Here is a 21,488-nt window from a genome sequence, read left to right as displayed (position 1 = left end):
GGTCCGTCCCGTCTCGCCGCCGGCCAGGGGGCTGGGTCGGTCCGATCGCGGCGAGGGCGACCCATCCCGGGGATCGGAGAGAAGGCCGAGGTGACGGCGGTGCGACGGAGTGGGGAGCGGTTGGTCCGGACGCCGGGAACGTCTGGCGGAAGGCCCCGAGTGTGATCGATCACCCGGGTTGCGGAGAGGTCACGCCCGCTGTGCCCCCCTTCGGGCACCCCGTATGTTGGGGCTCACGAACTCGGTTCTACCGACCGGTACGGCCTGGCCCTCCCCCAAGGCGTTCGGCCCGTAACTCTTTAGGGCACCGGATGGTGGACAGGGTTCCGATACAGGATTCAGGCGTGAAATATTGTTTCAGGTCAATGGTTTGATGGCCTCAGTGTGGACGCACCCCCGCGACCCCGTGAGCTGGAGTGCCCGCTGCGAGAGGAGACTGTCTGTCATGGGGACTGGCCACCGTGACACCTCTGTGTCGAGCGAGAGCAGACACACCATTGCCGTACCCCCTCAGCAGTCCCGAAGCGGTCAGACGCGGCTCTCGGAGCCCCAGGCGGCCAAGGACCCCTCGCGGGTGCTGTGGAACGAAGGCCGCCCCACGGTCCTGCTGATCGAGGACGACGCGGGCGATGCCCTGCTGGTCGAAGAACTCGTGGCCGACAGCGGAGTCCCGCTCCACCTCCAGTGGGCCCGCTCGCTCTCCGACGCACTGCCCCTGCTGCGGCGCGAGCGCCCCCAGTGCGTGCTGCTCGACCTCCACCTCCCCGACGCCCAGGGGCTCGAAGCGCTGGAGAAGGTCATCGCGATCGCCGACAACTCCGCGGTCGTCGTGCTCACCGGACTCGCCGAGGAAGAAGCCGGCTTCGCCGCCGTCGCCGCCGGAGCCCAGGACTACCTGGTCAAAGGTCGCCTCGAACCGGACCTCTTCGCCCGCGCCATCCGCTATGCCATCCAGCGCAAGCACACCGAGCAGTCGGCCGCCGCCCTCCAGGCCGAGCGCCTGCGGGCCGAGGAGAACAACCGGCTCGAACGCGGACTGCTGCCCACCCCGCTGCTCCTCGACGACACCGTCCGGATCTGCTCCCGCTACCAGCCGGGCCGTGCACAGGCCCTGCTCGGCGGCGACTTCTACGACGTCGTCCAGACCGACGACGGCATCACCCACGCGGTCGTCGGCGATGTGTCAGGACACGGCCCGTACGAGGCGGCCCTCGGGGTCTGCCTCCGGGTGGCCTGGCGCTCCTTCGTCCTCGCGGGCAGCCGTGGTCAGCACCTGCTCGAACTGCTGGAACAGGTCCTCGTCGCCGAGCGCTCCGGACCGGAGATCTTCGCCTCCCTCACCAGCCTCACTTTCCGTACGCACGAGCGGACCGTGGACGTGATGCGCGCGGGGCACCCGGGCTTCCTCGTCCGCACCCCCGACGACGTACGACTGGAGGAAGTGCAGCCGGGGCCCGTCCTCGGGCTGCTGCCCAAGGCCGCGGAGTGGCCCACCACCAGGCTCACGGTTCCGGACGGCGGGGCCGTCGTCGTCTTCACCGACGGGCTCATCGAAGGCAAGACGGGCTCCGGCCCCGAGCGGCTCGGCGAGGAAGGACTCCTCGCCATCGCCCGGCACCACCCGGATTTGCCCGCCGATGAGTTCGTGGACATCCTCCTCAACACCGCGCAGTCGCTGGCCGCCGAAGCGGGCGGCCCGTCCGACGACATCGCGCTCCTCAACCTCGAATGGAACGGCCACTCGTGACCCCCGGCACCACCCGTCCGATAGCCCCCGGCACTCCCCGCAAGGCCCGCAGGGGGTTTCGAGGGCTGACCGTCCAGGCGTGGTTCCTGCTCGCCCTGATCCTCATGGGCGTGGTGGCGGCGATCGCCGCATCCGTGGGCACCAACGCCCTCGACCGGACCGAGCGGGCCAACATCCATCTCGTCGACGACATCGCGCCCGCTCGCGCCGAGGCGTTCCAGCTCAAGGCCGCGCTCCTCGACCAGGAGACCGGTGTACGGGGCTATCTCCTCACCGGGGACACCGAACTGCTGGAGCCCTACTACCGGGGTGTGGCCACCGAAGAGCGCAGCCGGGACCGGCTGGATGAGCTGATGGGCGAGGAGAAGGGGCCGGCTGCCGATCTGGCGGCGGTCGAGGAAGCCGCCGAGGGATGGCGCTCCGAGTTCGCCGAGCCCGCCATCGCCGCCCGCAAGGAGGGCCCGGTCGATGCGCCCGCCGCCGGCAAGACGGCCTTCGACCGAGTGCGCAGCAGCCTCGACGTCCAGCACACCCGGCTGATCGACGAGCGCGCGAAATGGCGTGACGAGCTCACCGAGGCCCGCAAGCACCAGGACTTCTCACTGGCCCTCATCCTCGCCACCTTCCTGGCCGCCGCCGTGGGTCTCGCCGTACTGATCCACTTCGCCGTCGGGCGTCCCCTGACCGCCGTACGCCGTGCCTCCCAGCGGGTCGCCGACGGTGAGTTCCAGCACCACATCCCGCTCCACGGGCCCGCCGACCTCCAGGCGCTGGCCGAGTCCGTGGAGGCGATGCGCGTCCGTGTCGTCGCCGACCTCGACGCCTCCCAGCGCAACGAAGCCGCCCTCCACCAGCAGGCCGCCGACCTGGAGGAGCAGCGGGTCGAGCTGGAACGCTCCAACGCGGAGCTGGAGCAGTTCGCGTACGTCGCCTCCCACGACCTCCAGGAGCCGCTGCGCAAGGTCGCGTCCTTCTGCCAACTGCTGGAGAAGCGGTACGGCGAGGAACTGGACGACCGCGGGAAGCAGTACATCGGCTTCGCCGTCGACGGTGCCAAGCGGATGCAGATCCTCATCAACGACCTGCTGACCTTCTCCCGGGTGGGACGGCTGCACGACAGCAACGAGACCGTTCCGCTCGACGACTCCTTCGACCGGGCCGTGCGCGATCTGTCCGTCGCCATCGCGGACTCCGGCGCGAGCATCGACAAGAAGGCCGAACTGCCCTCCGTACAGGGCGATCCGACGCTGTTCACGATGTTGTGGCAGAACCTGATCGGCAACGCGGTCAAGTTCCGCAGCCCCGACCGCGTCCCGCACATCGAGGTCACCGCGGCCCCCGACGAGCAGGAAGGCTTCTGGCGGTTCGCGGTCACCGACAACGGCATCGGCATCCCGGCCGAGTTCGCCGACAAGGTGTTCGTCATCTTCCAGCGGCTCCACAGCCGTGACAGCTACAGCGGCACCGGGATCGGACTCTCCCTGTGCAAGAAGATCATCGAGCACAGCGGCGGCCGGATCTGGGTCGACACCGACCACACCGAGGGCACCCGCATCGTCTTCACGCTCCCCGTGGACGCACCGTCCGAGGAGCCAGCGGCGGACGCAACAGCGCTGCCGTCCCCCGTCACCGAGCCTGCCCCTGAAGGAAGCGCCCCATGAGCACCGCAACCCACTCACAGCCCGTAGAGGTCCTCCTGGTCGAGGACGACGCCGGTGATGAGTTGATGACGCGCGAGGCGTTCGAGGACAACAAGATCGGCAACACGCTGCACGTGGTGCGCGACGGGCTGGAAGCCCTGGACTTCCTCTACCGTCGCAACGCGTACACCGACGCCCCGCGGCCCGATCTGATCCTGCTCGACCTCAACCTGCCGAAGTACGACGGCCGGCAGGTGCTGGAGAAGATCAAGTCGGACCCGGACCTCAGCCACATCCCCGTGGTGGTGCTCACCACGTCGGCAGCCGAGGAGGACATCCTCCGCAGCTACCGACTGCACGCCAACGCCTATGTCACCAAGCCGGTCGACCTCGACCAGTTCATGCAGGCGATCCGCCAGATCGACGACTTCTTCGTCACCGTCGTCAAGCTGCCGCGCTACCGCTGAACCGGCCACGGGCAGACTCGATCAGGCAGCCGCCAGCCGGGTGACGTCGTCCGGCGCCAGACCCGTCAACTCGACGATCCGGGCCGCGGGGACACCGGCCGTCAGCGCCCTGAGGACCAGGGCCTCCCAGTCCTGCGCGGTGTCCCGGAACGCCAACAACTCATCCTCCACCTCGGTGATCGACTGCGGTGCGCACTCCCGTTGCACCCGCTCGACCTCCTCGTCGCTCAACGGCACGGGGAGCCGGTCGGCGTCATCGGGGATCAACACCTCGGAACCGGCCGGGACGATCCGCACCCGCTCCGACGACGGGGGCATCCCGTGCGCGTCCAACCAGGCCCGTACGGCCGGGGCGTCCAGGCACTCCAATGCGCCCACGGCCCCGAGCGCGGCACCGAGCCGGGCCCGGCGCTCGGGTAGGAGAAACAGCTGAGCCTCATCGGCCACGGCACCGACCGCCTTCCGTTCATCGCGGGCCGCCGTCGAAGGTCAGGCCGCCCTGGGCGGACGCTTCCCCCGCACGGGCCCGATACGCCTGCTACCCGCACAATCTTCCCCGGTCCGGTCCGGTCAGGGCCCGGGATCGCCGATGCGTCGGCGCAGCCGGTGCAGGCCCCGGCGGGCATGGCTCTTGACCGTGCCCAACGGGATGCCGGTCCGCTCGGCGATCTGGGCCTGGGTGAGGTCCTCGTAGAAGGCGAGGCACAGGACCTCCCGCTGTGGTCCGGGGAGCCTGCTCAACTCATCGACGATCAGCACCCGGTCCAGCGCGCCTTCCGGGGAGGCGCCACCGTCGTGGAGCGTGCGACGTGCGGGGGAGTAGGCGGCGGCGGTGGCGAGTTCACCACGGCGACTGCGGGCGGCCAGCGCGTCCACCGTCTTGCGGCGGGCGATACCCACCAACCAGGCGCCCAGCGGGCCGCGCTCGGGTCGAAAGCCGCTGCGACCGCGCCACGCGGCGAGGAACACCTGCTGGGTCACGTCCTCCGCCTCGCGAGCATCCCCGAGCGTACGGGCAGCGAGGGCGTGCACCAACGGTCCCCAACGGCGGTAGATCGTGGCGAAGCACCGCTCGTCGCCCGCCAGGAGGCCGTTGGTGAGGCGTTCGTACTCGCGGCTCTCCTCGGCGGGTGGGCGCAGCGGTCCGATCTTCGCGGTCCGGCCGGTCGATCCGGCCAGTGATGTGGTGCTCATGCCGTCGCTCCCTCTGCCGGTCGAATCCGGTGTGTCTGCAACCGACGCAGTCGCCCGGCTCCGTTCACTGCGGTCCGACCCGGGACGGCGGGGGGCGTCCCGGGGCGGGTGTCCCAGTGTTGGGTCCGGTAAACGACGCCTTCAACATGCATCGTTTGTGCGTCGTATGATCCATCGATGGGAACGTACGCGGAGCCCGTCGAGCAGAGCGGCGGCCTCACCACCGGCGCGGTGGCACGGCGCTTCGGAGTCGCCCCCACCACCCTGCGCTCGTGGGACCGCCGGTACGGGATCGGGCCGGCCGCGCACGTGGGCGGCAAACACCGGCGCTGGACGGCGGGCGACATCGCCGTACTGGCCCGGATGTGCGATCTGACCAGTACGGGACTTCCCCCGGCCGAGGCCGCGCGCCTGGCCAGGACCGCACCCGCCACCAGCGGTGACAGGCCCCCGACGATGCCGGCCGGGCTGCCCACCCAGCGGCGGGGCCCGCGGCGCGCGGCGCGCACGGGACTGCAACTCGGCGATGTGCGCCAGGAATGCCGGGGGCTGGCGCGTGCCGCACTGAGGCTCGACGCGGACGCCGTGGACGCACTCCTCGACGCGGCCATCGCCGACCATGGACTGGTCACCGCCTGGAACGAGGTCGTCGTGCCCACACTGCTGGCCGTGGGACGCAAGTGGGAGAGCTCGGGCGAGCGGTACGTCGAAGTCGAGCACCTGCTTTCCTGGCACGTTTCCAGTGCGCTGCGGCGCACCCACACCGCACCTTCCGGACAGTTGCCGGGGCCGCCTGTCCTGCTGGCCTGCGTCCCCGGTGAGGGGCACACCCTTCCCTTGGAGGCGCTGGCCGCTGCCCTGGTGGAACGGGGCTTCCCGGTCCGGATGTTCGGTGCCGCGCTCCCCGTGGAGGCGCTGGACGGAGCGGTACGCCGGATGGGCCCGGCGGCCGTGGTGCTGTGGGCTCAGTCGCGGACGACGGCGAGTCGGCCGCTCGCCCAGCACGTCGCCGGCATCAGTTGGGGTGTGCGCGGCGCCCGTCGACAACCGTTGGTGCTGGTCGCCGGCCCCGGTTGGGCGGGGTCACCGGTGCCGGGCACGGTACGCCCGCTGGCGCTGGAGGAGGCCATCGACGCCCTGGAGTCGATGCGTTCGCGCTAGCTTGATCTTTAACCTGTGCGGCGGGTACCAGTTGGGTTCCGTCCGGCCGATGGGTCCCGGCCGGGTCCGAATCCGCGGAAAGTCCGGATGTGCGGAAGATCCCGACTCATGGGAAGCCCGGACTCGTCGAAAGGTCCGGTCAAAAGTCCGGTTGCGTTCGCAGGGGAGCCAGGGCGTCGGGCGCCGCTCCTCCATGGAACGACCAGCCGGGGAATCCGCCCCAGGCGATCGACTCTCGGAGGTACTCGACCAGGGTGATGCCCGGGCGTCCGGCCACACCGAGCAGGACCGGGTCCGCGCACCGGTCCGGCAGCGCCACATCGTGCGAACCGCCGCTGACGTTGGCCTTGTGGAGTTCGTCCGGCGCCACGACGAACAGAAAGCCGTCCTCGTCCGGCTCCTCCTGGAACTCCTCCCACTCGCACCGCAACAGTGCCGCGTCGCACAGCCACAACGGATCCGGGTACTCGGGGCCGGGCGGCATCGTGCTGTGCCCGGGGCCGTGCTGGTAGTGGAGGTTGATCGCCTCCCAGTCGCCGAGGAAGGACACCCCGCCCACCACCTGGAGGCACGCCGTCAGCGCGGCGGGCAGTCCGCCGATCTCCTCGTCAAGCTCGGCCACCGTGCGGCGATCGGCGTCCGTCGGCGGCCGGTGCAACGGCACGTCCACCCCGACGAAGCCGAGCTCCGGCAGCATTGCCGCCAGCCGGGTCACCTGCCCGGCCACCCGCTCCATGGTGACCGCGCAGACGGCGGCCACATCATCATGGAGAGCCGGAGGGACCGGACCGAGGGCACGCAACTCGCGCCACACCGAGTCGTGTTGCCCGCTCGCGTAGCGCTGGAAGTAGGACGTCACGGACGCAGGGTAAGGCCGGTCACCGGCACCTCCGCAATGAGGTCCACCTCAGAAAGATCGGTCCTCCACGGAATCACCAGCGGGAGCCGGCGAGGATCAGCACGATCACCAGTGCCGTCGTCACGGCGACCAGGGCGACGATCAGCCGGCGCCGCTCGCGTCTCCATCGCTCCGGCCCCTCTCCCGAGTCGGATTGCCCCTGCTGCTCGACCCCGTCCGGCCGTACGACTGCTGCCTGCTGTTCGGCCCCCGTCTGTTGCTCTCCAACTGCCCGGTCGGGCTCGTCCCCCTGGGCGTCGCCCACCACAGCCTGACCGCTCGACGTCCCGCGTACCGGGTCAGCGAGATCGCCAACCGGGCGAGCACCACCACCCACTCCCTCAGCGGTGCCCGATCCGACGCATGCCTCCTCCTGGGTGGGGAGGAACGGGCCGTCCGATCGTGGGTGGCGGCCCTGAAGGGCCGCCTGCACGTTCCTCTCCGACAGATAGGGGGTCTGTGCCTCGACCCTCAGGGTGCGTCCCGTACCCGCAGCGGCGATCGGCAGTGACCGGTGCAGCGGAAACGCAGCCGAATCCGCCAGGTAGAAGGCCCGTACCGTCGGCAGGCACAGTTCGTGCAGCAGCGCGAAGAACGCGTCCGTGGCATCCGGGCCCGGGCCGGACCGGTACACCACCCCCTCGATCAGGGGAGTGCGTCGGGTGTGGCGGTCGAAGTCGTCGTCCCGGTCGACCTCGCTGCCCCGCAGATAGACGACGCGGTACAACAGCCACAGCCGCACCGAACCCCGATCGCGGAACTCGCGTCGGTAGACCACGTCCTCCGACACGGTCCCGCCCGCCGCGTCCGACAGCAGATCGTGCTGCTCGGCCTCGACGAGGAAGTCGGGAGCGACGACGATCCGAAACCCCGTCCGTACCGAGCGGGTGATGGCGAACGGCCAGGCCACCCCGGGCTCGCCCGGCAATCCCTGCTCCATCACACGCCCCCCGAACCGAGGTGCGAACCGGGATGGGACGCCTCGAACTGTGCGAGCCTCGCCTCGAACAGCGCAACGAGCCCGCTGAGCGCGCCCTGTTCGGACTTGGCCTGGAGCAACTGGTCCCGCAGGGCGAAGACATCGCGCTCGACCTGCTGGCCATAGTCGTCGACCTTGCGCGACACGAAGTCCATGAACGGACCGAGGAACTCCTGCTGGAGCAGGCGCATCGCGGGCTGGTTCACGGAGGCGGCGCCCAACATGACCTTCACCCGGGGCAGTCCGCCCTGGAGGGCACGTACCCACGACAGCTTGCGGTTCTGCTGCTCCACCTCGGCGGCCTTGCGTCCGGCGCGGTCCTCGGCGGCGAGCCGTCGTACGTTCTGCTCGAACAGGTCTATCAACACCGCCATCAGCGGTACTTCGACATGGGTGGGACGGGGAAAGCCCCCCTGCTTCACCATGTCGTCCCCGTCGGGCAGGGCGAACCCGGCCCCCAACGCGCTGACGGGGATGATCCGCAGGGCTCCCCTGGTGTCGTTGGCCGCCAACCGGTTCTCGTAGATCGTCTGGAAGTGCGGGTGCCGCAACAACTGCTCCAACACCTGGCTGACCGAGTACCCGGCGGCCTCCACCAGGTCCCACTTGGTGATCACGAAGTGCATGACGGCACGGCTGTGCTCCAGCCGGTTGAAGACGGGCAGTAGCTCCTGGATCAGCCCGTAGTCGCCTTCGAAGCAGCGCTTGACCTTCGCCCCGTCCAGCAGGATCAGCAGGAACTCGGACTCGTCGATGCGCTTCCAGACGTTCCTCTCCTGCTCGCTGGTGCGCGCCGCATGGGTGAGGTGCTCACCGGCGAAGTCCATGTAGTTGATCGTGAACGGGGTGAACACCTCGTCGGCCGCGGTGCGGATCGCGCAGGTGAAGTTCCACTCCGACACCTCGTTCAACAGGGTCGGGTCGGGCCAGCGATCCGGGCTGATGATCTCGCCGTAGACCTCGTTGAGCTTCTTGCTCTGGTCCTGGGGGAGTCGGATGAAGAATCCGGTGTCGCTGCGTTGGAGGGCCAGCCGGTGGAAGAGGCTGGCGAGGTAGACGGTCTTGCCTGACTGGTGCGGTCCGAGAACGGTGACCGGAATGGCTGGCATGTGCTGCCTCACAGGAATGTGCCGGTGACGTCGGGGAGGTGCGGCCGGGGGAAGGCCAGTGGCCTTCCCCCGGAGCCCCCCCGACGCCCAGTAGAGCCGTTTGAGGCATCGCGAAACCGGTCTCAGTGCGGGTTCACGCCATCAGATTTCGGACCGGGGTGGTTCAGTCGATTTCCGGACCGGGGCGGTTCAGTCAGTTTTCGGACCGGGGTGGTTCGGTCCGTCAGATCGCCGGACCGGGGCGCGGATGGAGCCGTATCCAGGCCCGGGAGGTGAACTCCTTCTCCGGGAGCTCGACTCGGACGCATTCGAAGGAGCGCTCGTCCAGTCCGAGGTAGGCGTGCGGGACCAGGTCCCGGTACAGCGGGTCCGACCAGGCGACGGCCAGGTCCGCACGGTCGCTCTCGCGCAGCGCGGTCCGCAGCGGCGGCGAATCCAGCACCCGGAAGAGCTCCACGACGGCCGTGCCGAGGAAGCCGCTGTGGCCCTCGCGGGTGAGGCCCTGGTGGAGGCTGGCGCGCATACGGGTGGGCAGCAGGTCGTCGGGTCGGTTCGGGTCGCTGTTGGCGGCGTGGAGGGCGAACGTCAATCCGCGCAGCAGCCGGTCGACGGTCCTCGGTTCGTCCACGCCGACCGGCAGCACCAGCAGATACCCGTCGCCGGACGCCTGCCGGCCACAGGTGTGCCAGTCGATCCCTGAGGCCGTGCAGGCTCCGCGCACGGCACGCCACAGATCGCGTTGGATGCGGGGCATTTGGGTGTCGTGGCGGCGGCTGTAGCGCTCCACGTCAACCGCGAACATCAGTCGGCGCAGCCATGGCAGACCCGCCAGTCTGCCGGCCTCCGAGGTGTCGTCGTCCTCCGGGCCTGCCGTCGTCTCCGGTACGTCGTGAGGTGCCGTGGTCAGCGGGAAGGGAAGGCTCGGACCGGGTGCGGCGAGGGGCCAGGCGTCCGCGACACCCACCTGGAACCGGACGCTCTCCTGGGTCCGTGCGGATGCCCCGACCGGACGGCCGAGAAGCGTACGGCGGATCACGACCTCGGCCGTCAGCAGCCCCGAGACCCCGGCCGCGGTCCTGGCAGGGTCCAGTCGCACCAGCACCTGGGCCCAGTGCCCGTCAGGGCGCAGCCCGCCGTGCGGCCGTTCGAAGACCCAACGCAACCGGTGGCTGCCACGCCCGAACACGGACGCCTGGGTGCCGTCGTGGAGCACCGTGCCGGACGCCGGTGCCGGCTCCAGGGCCCGTGCCGTCATGTCATCCAACTCCAGGCCCAGTTGCACGGTGGTGTACGTCCGACCACCGGCGAGGGGGGCGAGGTCGAACGGGAAGCAGAGCAGCAGGTCCACCGGCGCACCGGGGGCGGTGGGGCCGGTGAGCCGATAGACGAGGGGACGTATGAAGGTCACCGAGGCTTCGCGGTCCTGCGTGCGGTCGTCGCCCAACAGCACGGAGTCCGTGTACAGCCCGACCGTCGCGAGCACGTCGTCGAAGTCCTCCGGCCGCAGTTCGTCGTCCATGTGTTTCGATGCCTCTCTCGTAGCCGCGCGGGCTCGTGATCCCGTGGTTCGGTGTTGCTTGTGCGTGCCGTGTTTGTGGCGCCGATGGGGTGTTCGATCAGCTGCCCAGGCCGAGGAGGACGGCTGACGCCCAGCGGGCGGGCGCATCGGGATACATCTCGGCCCAGGCCAGTTGGGCGCGGCGCAGCGCGGCTGCGCGGCCGGCGCCTTCGTGCAACCAGTGCTGGTGGAATCGGTGCACCAGATCGAGGCTGTCCTCCTCGCGGATGGGTGCGAGCGAGAGCAGGACCCCGGTCGGGCCGCGCACCAGCAGGGACCTGCCGAGGCCGATGACCCCGTCGGCCGTGATGCGTCCGAACCCGCTCTCGCAGGTGGTGAGGATGACCAGGTCCGCGCCGAGGGGCAGTTCGGCGAGGTCACGGGCGCGCAACCGGCCGTCGTGGTCCGCTGTCCGGGCGAGCGCCACAAAGGAGTCCAGCGGACTGCCCGGGCCGCTGCCGTACACCTGGGTGTGGGTGGCCAGACAGAGGACCGAGGCGTCGTGGGCGGCTTCCCGGAGCCGGAACGCGGTCGCGGCGGTGCCGCTGTGGACGGTGCTAGCGCCCTCCTCGTATAACTGCGCCACCAAGGCGAACGACTCCCGGGTCCAGGGCAGCGGAGCCAAGCCATCCGGCATGGGCTCGGGGTCGACGAACGCCAACAGCCGTGGTGTACGGGCCGGGAGCGAGCGGTGGGCTTCCCTGCGGTCCAACAGCCCTTCGAGGAGGGAGAGCGCGGGCAACAGGGTCAGTGCATGGCGCTGTACGAGCGGACGCCCCTCCCGGTCGGGCAGCGCGGCGAAGGGAACCTCGTACAGGACGCCGTGCGGAACGATCGCCACCGGCTGCTCGGGGTCGAGCGGGAGGCGCTGGTCCCGTGCGGTCGGCCAGAGAAGGTCCCCGAGCCATCGAAGCGCTTCTTGGACCTGTCGGGCCGAAGACCGCTGGCCGGGCAGGCCCGCGAGACGGACGGTACGGGCGGCGGCTGCGAGCCGCTGGGCGGGCACCTGCCGCACATCGGGGCTCAGGGTGCCGTCGGCTCCCACGATCCAACTCGCCAGTCGGTCGCCGTGGAGGTGGTAGACGACGACCGGGGTGCCATGGCGGGCCAGGAGCCGCCGTAGACGTTCCTCGTTCAGCGGGGGCGGGGCGCCGAAGACCCATCCGGGGTTGGCCGGGGCGTCGGTCGTCGGGGCAGGAGGATCGATGGTCGAGGCGGGGGCATGGGCTGCCCGGGCCGAGGTATCGGCTGCCCGGGCCTGGGCTGTTTCCGAGCGGCCCACGAGGTCGGCCAACGCGCGGGCCCGGCCCGCCTCGGCGGCCAGCAGCGCGGTCCCGGGCTCGCCGAGGTCGAGAAGGGCGGTCACCAACTGCTCGTGATAGGGAGCCGCGCTCTCTCCTTGCGCGATGCGTTCCTCATCGGTGTCGAGCAGGGTCCGACTCCGCTCGATGCGGTGGCTCTGGGCGAGGAGGGTGTGCAGGGTTCCGGTCACCAACTGCCTGCCGAAGCGGCCGGCCCCGGGCTGGTGCGGGTCGGGGGCGATGAGCGCGGTCCGCAGCCGAGCGGCCTCGATGAGCCGGTCGATCAGCGCCTCCTCGTCCCGGGTGGCCGCATCACAGGCGCATTGGTGCTCCAGGATCTGGAGGGCGCTGATCCGTTCCTGGTCCTGTCGGGTGGGAAGGGCGGCAGCGGCCAAGGCCCGTCGATAGAGGACGAGCGCGCGCCGCAGCAGGGGGCGGGCCTCCGCATAGCGGCGCTCCAGGGTCAACCGCTGGCCTAGGTGGCGCAGTCCGATGCGGTCGTGCCAGACGGCCTGCGCCTCAGGAGCGATGGGGTGCACTGCGGTGCGGGTCAGGACGGCGAACTCAGGCTCCCCCGCGGGATCGGCCCGGGGAGCGACCAATCCGACGGCGAGATCGAGTGGGCGGAACAGTCGTAGCACCGCTCGGCCGTCGTCGCGTACCGCCCGGTGATCTGCGGTCAACCGCCAGCCGTGGGTGTCGGTTTCCGTTCCCGTCCGGGGCGGGCTTGGGTCCAGGTCGAGCCGGGGGAGCGGACCGTACCGACCTCTCCACCCGCCGCGCAGACCGCGGGGTGCGGGCAGCGGATCGGAGTGCTCACCGCTGGGCTCCCCACGGCTGGGCTTCTCAGTGGAGCGTGGGCCGGTCGGCTCCACGGCCAGGGGCTGCTGCACTTGGTCGGCGTCCTTCATGGCGCCGCCCTCGGCGACCGTCGCATCGAGGTGTGCCCGCAGCCGGTGGTGTCCACCGGTGAAGGGGTCCAGTGCGGTCAACTCGATGGTTCCCGTGAGGTGTCCGGCTGTGAGGGCGAGCCGCGCGAGGCCGGTTTCGGCGCTGATGGGGAGGGTGAAGTCGGGCAGGAACGGGGGAGTGCTGGGGGATGTTCCAGACGGGGGCGTACGTGCTGAGGTGCTCGGGGCCGTACCGCACGGTCAGCTGGGAGTCGTTCGTTCCGGTGGTGGCTGTGGTAGCGGTCATGCCGGTGGTTTCGATGGTGAAGGCGGCGCCGTCCGTGCAGTGGGCGATCCAGAACACCGACCACGGCAGGCCCGGTTCACTGCTGTGGAGGGACATGGCCGGTGCGCTCGCCGCCCGACAGATGCGCGGGGGAGGGCCGAAGACGACTTCGACGGGGTGGCCTGAAGATGGTTCACCGGGCCCTGCGGCAACTGCCTGACCTGGTGGAGCTTGTGGACCTTCGGGAGGCAGCGGGACGAGCCTGCCGGTGAAGGTACGGCCCCACGGCCCCCGGCCCTCCGCTGTGGGCGGTTCCTGGCAGTCGGCGGCGGGTCGCAGCAAGGCCCGGACGCGTACGGCGTACGGCCAGGTGCCACCGCAGCCCACGCTGAGCGCGTCCAGTCGAGCAGTCGCGGTGCCGGCAAGGGTCAACCAGCCGTCGAACGATCCGTCGGCGCCATCGACGGCGGTGAGCATGACTGGTCCATCCGAACCGTGGGACCACGACCCCGACCAGCGGCTGCGGGCCTGCCCCCGACCGCAGTGGAGTAAGAGGTCACCGTTGTCCGTCAACTCCAGCCGCAGGGACCGAATCCGATGGCGCACTCCGTGGCCGCTCTCGTGCGGCCCGCTGATGATGTCCACCGTCGCGGTTTCGGGCAGTCGTAACCCCCAGGGCTCGACGCTGGCACTGCCCTCGACGACTCCCCAACTGCCCACGGCGACGGTGCGGTTCATCACTCCTCGCCGCCGATGGCGGCGTACTCCCGAAGTCGGGGCACGGAACGAATGACGAGTCTGCACCGCCCGAAGGTGATCACACCGGCGTCGGCGAGTTCGTGCAGAGCATGGTGGACGCGCCGCTCCTTGGCCCCGATGAAGCCACCCCACTCCGCCTGGGTGAGCCCGGGCCTGACGCGTAATCCGTCCCTCTCGCGCGTCCCGTACTGCTCGGCCAGATCAAGGGCTGCCCGCGCCATCCGGGCGATGACGGGGCCGCTGACGAAGTCCTGGCGGCGGCGGGATGCGGTGCGTCCGCGATGGGTCTGGTTGCGCATGACGGCCCGTGCGGCGGCCGGGTTCCCGGTGGCCCACTGGAGCCACTCCTCCTGTGAGATCCGACGGGCGTGCAGCGACTGGGCGGCGGTGACGGTCGCAGAGCGGGGCCCGCCGTCGAACGCCGCGGTTTCGCCGACGACATCACCCGCGGCGCGCACATCGATGAGGACGGGGACGCCGGAGGCATCGGTGAGGGTCACTTTGGCGAAGCCGTCGAGCATCAGCAGGACGAAGGTGTCGCGGGCGTGCGCGAAGAGCATCGTCTCGCCGCGGGCGTAGACCCTGGCGGTGCCGCAGCGCTCCAGAGCGAGGCGGGCTTCCGCACCGCCCGGCCCGCTTCGGGCGAGCTCGTGCAGCAGGCTTCCCACCGCCCAGTCCAAGCCCTGAGCCGGGTGCGCTGTCCGTCGGCGGGTGGGTATCTCTCCAACGCTCACTGCCCGTCCCCCTGAGGCGTTGACGTCCCAGCACATTCAGCCAGAAGGGGGAGAGCCTGCACAAGATATGACGAGAGCTCACGGACATTGACCTTCCCGGCACCACGGCCCACAGGGGGCAGTTCCCCGGTGTGGGTGCCGGGCGCCCATGGCCGCCGACCTGCTCGGTTGTGCGGTGGTGCGCCCGTGCCCGTGCCCGTGCTCGTGTCGGTGCTCGTGGAGTGCGTGGATCTGTCCGTGCCCGTGTCCGGTGTGGGTTTGGCGGACCGGTGCCCGCCTCAGGGAGCGGTCCCCCGCGGCAACCCGGTCACAGGGACAGGAAGCCCAGGACGATCGGAGCGACGGAGACGAGCACCAGTACACCGGGGGCCACACTGCCCTTGGTGTCCTTGGCCCGGAGGTGGGTGATGACCGCGCCCACGAAGTAGAGGAAGGCGCCGATGCCCGCTGCGATGCCCAGCGGACGGTAGGCGATTCCGATGAGCAGACCGACCGCCGCGGCGATCTCCAGCAGCGCGAGGGGAAGGAACCAGCTCAGGGGCACCCCGAGTCCGGTGATGGTCTCGGTGACGCGCTTCTCCCGGACCAGCTTGCCCCGCCCGGAACCGACGAGCATCAGGGCGAACAGGACGGCGACGACGACGTAGGCAATAAACATGGATGGCCCCTATGGTTGAACCAGAGATATCGTTGAACCATAACAACGATTGACGGAGTTCGGTAATGGGAGCCTGTTAAGGTATTCACATGGTGGCGCGCAGTGCGGAAGAGATGGCTGAAGGACTGGCGTTTCTGCTGGCCAGGCATGGTGCGATCGCCCAGGTTCTGCTGCGGACCGCGCTCAGCTCCAGCGGGCTCACCCCGCGGCACATGATGACGCTGAAGCATCTCGACTCCGGCCCGGTGAGCCAGCAGGCATTGATCGACATGCTGGAGGTCGACCCCAGCGTGCTGGTGGCCGTCCTGAACGACCTGGAGCGCGAGGAACTGGCCCTGCGCCGTCGTGACCCGGCGGACCGTCGTCGGCACATCGTGGAGATCACACCCTCCGGAGTTGCCGCCCTGCGCAGGTCCGACGAGGTCCTCGCGGAGGTCGAGGGAGAGTTGTTCACCGATCTCTCGGATCAGGAACGAACCACCCTGCGTGCCCTCCTGACCAGGATCAACACCTCGCCCGACCACTTCTCCTGCTCCGAGGACTGACCTCCACCCGGATTTCACCGCCCTGCGGGCCCCGCCCGCGGTCGCTTCGACGGATGCCGTTTCGACGCCCGCGCAGTGCGACCGTCCGCTGTCGTCGCCCGGATCCCCACCGAGACCGGATGCCGTTGCCCGCGTAGTGCGACCGTCCGTCCGACGGCCGAAGGACCCGCCCGTACGGGAGCGACACCGCCATCCGGTGGGCACGCCGTCCGCTCTTGAGCCGGACACAGCCGGCCCGCGGCCCCGCTGGCTCACCCCCCGGCCTGTTCCGCTGAACACGCGCCCACGCCCGGACACGGGCTCCTGCCGCGGCCTCTTCCCTCCCCGCCACACGGCCCATCCGGCACTCCCACGCGCCCATCGGGGCGAAGCACCGCCAGGATCCCCGCCGAACGGGCAGGCATCACCGCATCCAGGCAGGCATCACCGCATCCAGACGGGCAGTTTCGGCCGAAGAGTCAGTGTCCTGTGCACTCGCCGCACCGAACGAAGGGGGTATGCATGATCGATACGCGGACGACAGAGCCCATGCGGACACCACAGCCGAAGCCGGCACAGCCGCAGCCCACGGCACCGGCCGCCCACCACGGCACGGACGGCCGCCCACGCCAGCAGCCGACCGCGGCCCCGTCCACCCACCAAGAACTCGTCACCGCCGTCGAACGGGTCCTGGAACGCCATCTGCACGAGCGCGTGAGCGAAGCCGCCCGCATCGACCCCGTCTTCGCCGACCAGATGGCCGCACGGCTCGCCGAGTTCGTCCTGCGCGGCGGCAAGCGGCTGCGCGCCGGATTCCTCTGGTGGGGTTGGCAGGCAGCGGGCGGCGACCTGGAGCAGGCCGACGCAGCTCTCCACCTCGGGGCCGCCCTGGAACTCCTCCAAGGCTGTGCCCTGATCCACGACGACGTCATGGACGCATCCCCCGTACGCCGTGGTGCCCCCGCAGTCCACGCCGACTTCGCCGCCGCCCACGCCCGCGCCCTGATGCACGGATCGAGCACCGCGTACGGCACCGCCGCCGCCGTCCTCTGCGGAGACCTCGCCCTGTCCTGGGCCGATGACCTGGTGAGCGTTACCGCCCTCTCCTGCACCCACGGCAGAAGGCTGCACCAGGAGTGGCGCGCGCTGCGCACCGAACTGATCGCCGGCCAGTACCTCGACATCCATGGTCAGGCCGACCGCTCGACGGGCCTCGCCCAGGCCGTCCGTATCGCCGGGCTCAAGAGCGCCCTCTACACGGTCGAACGACCCCTGGCGTTGGGCGCGGCCCTCGCCGGCGCCGACGAAGCCACCACCGCCGCGTTGCGCTCCGCCGGCCGCTGCGCCGGCATCGCCTTCCAACTGCGCGATGACCTCCTCGGCGTCTACGGCGAGCCCGCGGTCACCGGCAAGCCCTCCGGCGAAGACCTCCGTGACGCCAAGCCCACATATCTACGGGCCGTCGCCGTGCAACGGGCCCGGGCCGCCGGCGACCACCACGCCGTACGGGCCCTCACCCGCGCGACCACTTCGGCCCCCCGCGACTCGGCCTCCCGCGACTCGGCCTCCCGCGACTCGGCGCCCTTCGGCGAGCAGGAGTTGGACGAGCAGGAGTTGGACGCACTGCGCGAGGTCATCGAGCGGACCGGCGCCCGCACCGTCGTCGAGAAGCAGATCGAACGACTGGTGGAGCTGAGCGTGCGCCATCTGCACACCGTTCGTCGCGCACCCCACACCGCCCCCGCACCCCCCACCCCGCAGACCGCCCATGTCATCGACGCCCTCACCCGGCTGATCGAACGTGCCGCAGCCAGCCCCACCGACCCACCCCGTGCACCCGACCGACGTACGAAGCCCCCACGGCCGACGGCCGACACCCACCCGAACGACCCCGCCGCCGCGGAGGGGATCGGCAGGGGGCGTACCAGCGCCGTCCCACCGGCGCCCACCACCGGAGGCCGGCCATGAGGACCATCAGCGGGGCAACCGACCATGTCGTGGTCGTCGGAGCCGGCCTGTCCGGGCTCTCCGCGGCGCTCCACCTCCTGGGCGCCGGCCGACGGGTGACCGTCGTCGAACGCGCCGCGGAGCCCGGCGGCCGGGCCGGCCATGAACTCCTCGGCGGCTACCACCTCGACACCGGCCCGACCGTGCTCACCATGCCCGAACTCGCCGACGACGCGTTCGCCGCCGTGGGCGACTCCCTCGCCGACCGCCTCCAGCTCACCGAACTCCACCCCGCCTACCGGGCCCGCTTCGCCGACGGCTCCCAACTGGACGTCCACACCGGTGCGGACGCCATGGAAGAGGAGATCCGCCGCTTCGCCGGACCCGCGGAAGCCGCCGGATACCGGCGACTCAGGCACTGGCTTCACGCCCTCTACCGGGCCCAGATGAATCGATTCATCGACACCAACTTCGACTCACCACTCCAACTCCTCCACCCCGACCTCGCCCGACTCGCGGCGCTGCGCGCCTTCGGCACCCTCGACAGCCAGATCGGCCGCTTCCTCAACGACCCCCGGCTGCGCCGCGTCTTCTCCTTCCAAGCCCTGTACGCCGGAGTCCCACCCGCCCGCGCCCTCGCCGCGTACGCCGTGATCGCCTACATGGACACCATCGCCGGCGTCCACTTCCCGCGCGGCGGCATGCACGCCCTGCCACGGGCGATGGCCGAATCCGCCACGGACGCCGGAGCCGTCTTCCACTACGACACCGAAGTGACCGGGCTGCGCCGCTCAGGCGGCCGGATCACCGCCGTCGCATTGGCCACCGGAGCAGAACTGCCCTGTGACGCCGTGGTCCTCACCCCCGACCTGCCCATCGTCTACGGGCTGCTCGGCCGGACCCCGCGCCGCCCGCTGCGGCTGCGCCACTCCCCGTCGGCGGTGGTCATCCATGCCGGAACCGACCGCACCTGGCCGGAACTGGCCCACCACACCCTCTCCTTCGGTCATGCCTGGGAGCGCACCTTCGACGAACTCACCCGCACCGGACAGCTGATGAGCGACCCTTCCCTGCTGATCACCCGGCCCACCACCCACGATCCGTCCCTGGCCCCCGAAGGACGGCATCTGCACTACGTCCTCGCCCCCTGCCCCAACACCGACATCGGCCCCTCGGCCGCCGACTGGCAGGGCCTCAGCCCGCGCTACCGGGACCAGCTCATCGCCGAGTTGGAACGCCGCGGACTCACCGGCTTCGGCGACTCCATCGAAGCGGAACGCCTGATCACCCCCGCGGACTGGGCCGCCCAGGGGCACGCCGCAGGCACCCCCTTCTCCGCCGCGCACACCTTCGCCCAGACCGGCCCGTTCCGGCCGCGAAATCTGGTCCGCGGCATCGACAACGCCGTGCTCGCCGGCTGCGGCACCACCCCCGGCGTGGGCGTACCCACCGTGCTCATCTCCGGAAAGCTCGCAGCCGCCCGGATCACCGGCCTGCCCCGCGTCCCCCGCACCCGAGCATCCCGCCCGACGCCCACCACCCCTCAACCGGAGAGGCAGGCCCGATGACCCGACGAGAACTCGACGCGGCAGGGATCACCGACCCGGAGCTGCGCACCGACTACGCCCACTGCCGACAGCTGAACGCCCGCCACGGAAAGACCTACTTCCTGGCCACCCGGCTGCTCCCCATCGAACGCCGGTCCGCCGTCCACGCCCTCTACGGCTTCGCCCGCTGGGCCGACGACATCGTCGACGACCTCCACTCACCGGCGCCCCCCGAGGAACGCGACCGCGCACTCACCGGGCTGCAACGACAACTCGTCACCGCCCTGCACGACGGCCGCAGCACCGAGCCCGTCGTCCGGGCGCTGGCCCACACCGCCCGCACCCACGACATCGACGCCGGCCTCTTCACCGACTTCATGCACGCCATGCACAGCGACCTCCACATCACCCGCTATGCCACCTATGACGACCTGCGCGGCTATATGCACGGCTCCGCCGCCGTCATCGGACTCCAGATGCTCCCCGTACTGGGCACGGTCGCCGCCCGCGAGGAGGCCGCACCCCACGCCGCGGCCCTCGGAGTGGCCTTCCAACTCTCCAACTTCATCCGGGACGTCGGCGAAGACCTCGACCGGGGCCGGGTCTATCTCCCCGAAGACCTCCTGGCAGCCCATGACGTCGACCGCGACCTCCTCCTGTGGAGCCGTCGCACCGGCCGCACCGACCCCCGCATCCGGGAGGCCCTCATCGCAGCCTGTGCACTCAACCGCGAGGTCTACCGGGAAGCCGAACCGGGAATCGACCTGCTCGACCCGCGCGCCCGCCCCTGCATCCGTACCGCCTTCACCCTGTACGGAGGCATCCTCGACGCGATCGCCGACGACGACCACCGCGTACTGCACCGCAGGGCCGTGGTTCCCCGCAGACGCCGCGCGGCCGTGGCACTCGGCGGCCTCGCCGCGATCGTCGGCGCCCGACTGCGCACCCGCCCCACCCGACCCGGAGGCGCCGATGACGTACCGGCTGCCGCGGGAGTGAGGGGGAGCCGATGACACCGCGCCGAGGCTTCCCGCCGCGCACCGGTCGCTCCTTTCCGCTGCGCACCGGCGCACGCACCCCCTGGGAACAGCAGGAACCCACCTGGCGGCAGGCGAAACCCGCACTGATCGACGCCGCGCTGAAACGCGCCACCACCCGCCCCAGCGGTAACTGGTACGTCATCGGCGCCTCCCGGGACATCACCGCGGACCGCCCCTTCGGCCGGACCATCGGCGGGGTCGAGGTCGTCGTCTGGCGCGCCCGCTCCGGTGCACTCACCGCCGGCCCCGGAGCCTGCCCCCACCTCGGAGCCCCGCTCAAGGACAGTCGGGTGTCCTGCGGCACCCTCGTCTGCCATTGGCACGGCCTCGCACTCGACGGCTCCCCCTTCGCCGGCTGGGAGCCCTACCCGGCCCACGACGACGGGGTGCTGGCCTGGGTCAGGCTCGACGCCCTCGGCGGCGAGGAACCGCTGCCCGAACCCGTGGTCCCGCCACGACCGTCCACCGCCACGGTCGACGCCGTGTTCACGGCAGTGGGACGGTGTGAGCCCGAGGACATCGTGGCGAACCGGCTCGACCCCTGGCACGGCGCCTGGTTCCACCCGTACTCCTTCGTGGACCTGACCGTCGTCCGGGCACCCGAAGACGCGGCGGCCGAAGGCCCCCAAAGTTCCCAAGGACCCCTAGGACCCGAAAGCGGCGAAGATCCCGACGCATTCGCCGTGGACGTCTCCTTCAAGGTCGCCGGCCGGCTCGTGGTCCCCGTACGCGCCGTCTTCACCGCACCCGAACCCCGCACGGTCGTCATGCACATCACGGAGGGCGAGGGCGCCACCTCGGTCGTCGAGACCCATGCCACCCCCCTGGCGCCCGATGCCCACGGCCATCCGCGCACCGCGGTCGTGGAAGCGGTGCTGGCCACGTCCGAGCGGCCCGGCTTCGCCGTCGCCCGGGCCGCCGCACCCGCGCTGCGCCCACTGATGCGCTGGGCAGCGGGCCGACTGTGGCGGGACGACCTCGCCTACGCCGAACGGCGCTGGCAACTGCGGAGCACGGGCCGCTTCCCCGGCTGAGCCCGAAGGCGCGGC

19 protein-coding genes are annotated in these 21,488 nt (G+C 70.7%); 10 read left to right on the top strand and 9 right to left on the bottom strand.

Annotated features, from left to right (window positions below; genetic code table 11):
* Positions 1 to 445 precede the first annotated feature (445 nt).
* Genes OID54_RS13635 through OID54_RS13625 form a run of 3 tightly spaced genes read left to right on the top strand, consistent with a single transcriptional unit; the run spans position 446 to position 3,854 of the window.
* Positions 446 to 1,747, top strand: coding sequence for a PP2C family protein-serine/threonine phosphatase (locus OID54_RS13635; protein WP_329018897.1), 1,302 nt, complete (start codon positions 446 to 448; stop codon positions 1,745 to 1,747).
* Positions 1,744 to 3,408: a sensor histidine kinase gene (locus OID54_RS13630; protein ID WP_329018894.1), complete on the top strand. Its 1,665-nt coding sequence runs from the start codon at positions 1,744 to 1,746 to the stop codon at positions 3,406 to 3,408. The genes OID54_RS13635 and OID54_RS13630 overlap by 4 nt, the downstream gene beginning before the upstream one ends.
* Positions 3,405 to 3,854: a response regulator gene (locus OID54_RS13625; protein ID WP_329018891.1), complete on the top strand. Its 450-nt coding sequence runs from the start codon at positions 3,405 to 3,407 to the stop codon at positions 3,852 to 3,854. Before OID54_RS13630 ends, OID54_RS13625 begins: the two co-directional genes overlap by 4 nt.
* 21 nt (positions 3,855 to 3,875) lie before the next feature.
* Here OID54_RS13625 and OID54_RS13620 read toward each other — a convergent pair whose 3' ends face one another.
* Positions 3,876 to 4,301: a DUF6003 family protein gene (locus OID54_RS13620; protein ID WP_329018888.1), complete on the bottom strand. Its 426-nt coding sequence runs from the start codon at positions 4,299 to 4,301 to the stop codon at positions 3,876 to 3,878.
* Positions 4,302 to 4,424: 123 nt separating this feature from the next.
* Positions 4,425 to 5,048: an RNA polymerase sigma factor gene (locus OID54_RS13615; RefSeq protein WP_329018885.1), complete on the bottom strand. Its 624-nt coding sequence runs from the start codon at positions 5,046 to 5,048 to the stop codon at positions 4,425 to 4,427.
* Between the two features lie 177 nt (positions 5,049 to 5,225).
* On the opposite strand from OID54_RS13615, the gene OID54_RS13610 reads away from it, so the two are divergent.
* Entirely contained in the window at positions 5,226 to 6,209 is a 984-nt protein-coding gene (locus OID54_RS13610; protein WP_329018882.1) for a MerR family transcriptional regulator, read from the top strand.
* Between the two features lie 139 nt (positions 6,210 to 6,348).
* Here the strand turns inward: OID54_RS13610 and OID54_RS13605 are convergent, their stop codons facing one another.
* The 5 genes from OID54_RS13605 to OID54_RS13585 all read right to left on the bottom strand — a co-directional run bounded on the left by OID54_RS13605 (position 6,349) and on the right by OID54_RS13585 (position 13,046).
* Positions 6,349 to 7,068 carry a hypothetical protein gene (locus OID54_RS13605; protein ID WP_329018879.1) on the bottom strand — a complete coding sequence of 240 codons (720 nt, stop codon included), beginning with the start codon at positions 7,066 to 7,068 and terminating at the stop codon, positions 6,349 to 6,351.
* Between the two features lie 73 nt (positions 7,069 to 7,141).
* Positions 7,142 to 8,047 (bottom strand): hypothetical protein, encoded by a 906-nt coding sequence (locus tag OID54_RS13600; protein WP_329018876.1) that lies wholly within the window; start codon positions 8,045 to 8,047, stop codon positions 7,142 to 7,144.
* Positions 8,047 to 9,195, bottom strand: coding sequence for a TRAFAC clade GTPase domain-containing protein (locus OID54_RS13595; protein WP_329018874.1), 1,149 nt, complete (start codon positions 9,193 to 9,195; stop codon positions 8,047 to 8,049). Before OID54_RS13595 ends, OID54_RS13600 begins: the two co-directional genes overlap by 1 nt.
* A gap of 223 nt (positions 9,196 to 9,418) precedes the next feature.
* Complete coding sequence (locus OID54_RS13590; protein ID WP_329018872.1) at positions 9,419 to 10,714, bottom strand: hypothetical protein; 1,296 nt, start codon at positions 10,712 to 10,714, stop codon at positions 9,419 to 9,421.
* Positions 10,715 to 10,811: 97 nt separating this feature from the next.
* Positions 10,812 to 13,046 (bottom strand): CHAT domain-containing protein, encoded by a 2,235-nt coding sequence (locus tag OID54_RS13585; protein ID WP_329018869.1) that lies wholly within the window; start codon positions 13,044 to 13,046, stop codon positions 10,812 to 10,814.
* A gap of 107 nt (positions 13,047 to 13,153) precedes the next feature.
* Between OID54_RS13585 and OID54_RS13580 the strand changes: the two genes are divergently transcribed.
* Positions 13,154 to 13,450: a hypothetical protein gene (locus OID54_RS13580; protein WP_329018866.1), complete on the top strand. Its 297-nt coding sequence runs from the start codon at positions 13,154 to 13,156 to the stop codon at positions 13,448 to 13,450.
* A 517-nt stretch (positions 13,451 to 13,967) separates the two neighbouring features.
* Here the strand turns inward: OID54_RS13580 and OID54_RS13575 are convergent.
* Positions 13,968 to 14,723 (bottom strand): Crp/Fnr family transcriptional regulator, encoded by a 756-nt coding sequence (locus OID54_RS13575; protein WP_329018863.1) that lies wholly within the window; start codon positions 14,721 to 14,723, stop codon positions 13,968 to 13,970.
* A 307-nt stretch (positions 14,724 to 15,030) separates the two neighbouring features.
* Positions 15,031 to 15,381, bottom strand: a complete 351-nt coding sequence (locus OID54_RS13570; RefSeq protein WP_329018860.1) for a DoxX family protein — start codon at positions 15,379 to 15,381, stop codon at positions 15,031 to 15,033.
* A gap of 89 nt (positions 15,382 to 15,470) precedes the next feature.
* Here OID54_RS13570 and OID54_RS13565 point away from each other — a divergent pair, with 89 nt between their 5' ends.
* The 5 genes from OID54_RS13565 (at position 15,471) to OID54_RS13545 (ending at position 21,473) form a co-directional block, all read left to right on the top strand.
* Positions 15,471 to 15,926 carry a MarR family winged helix-turn-helix transcriptional regulator gene (locus tag OID54_RS13565; protein ID WP_329018857.1) on the top strand — a complete coding sequence of 152 codons (456 nt, stop codon included), beginning with the start codon at positions 15,471 to 15,473 and terminating at the stop codon, positions 15,924 to 15,926.
* 501 nt (positions 15,927 to 16,427) lie between these two features.
* Positions 16,428 to 17,873: a polyprenyl synthetase family protein gene (locus OID54_RS13560; protein ID WP_329018852.1), complete on the top strand. Its 1,446-nt coding sequence runs from the start codon at positions 16,428 to 16,430 to the stop codon at positions 17,871 to 17,873.
* Positions 17,870 to 19,420, top strand: coding sequence for a phytoene desaturase (locus OID54_RS13555; protein WP_329018849.1), 1,551 nt, complete (start codon positions 17,870 to 17,872; stop codon positions 19,418 to 19,420). Before OID54_RS13560 ends, OID54_RS13555 begins: the two co-directional genes overlap by 4 nt.
* Positions 19,417 to 20,412, top strand: coding sequence for a phytoene/squalene synthase family protein (locus tag OID54_RS13550; protein ID WP_329018846.1), 996 nt, complete (start codon positions 19,417 to 19,419; stop codon positions 20,410 to 20,412). The genes OID54_RS13555 and OID54_RS13550 overlap by 4 nt, the downstream gene beginning before the upstream one ends.
* Complete coding sequence (locus OID54_RS13545) at positions 20,409 to 21,473, top strand: DUF5914 domain-containing protein (protein WP_329018843.1); 1,065 nt, start codon at positions 20,409 to 20,411, stop codon at positions 21,471 to 21,473. The genes OID54_RS13550 and OID54_RS13545 overlap by 4 nt, the downstream gene beginning before the upstream one ends.
* Positions 21,474 to 21,488 lie beyond the last annotated feature (15 nt).

The sequence above is a fragment of the Streptomyces sp. NBC_00690 genome, from assembly GCF_036226685.1.
Taxonomy (GTDB): domain Bacteria; phylum Actinomycetota; class Actinomycetes; order Streptomycetales; family Streptomycetaceae; genus Streptomyces.
This window is presented reverse-complemented; position numbering and strand designations above follow the sequence as displayed.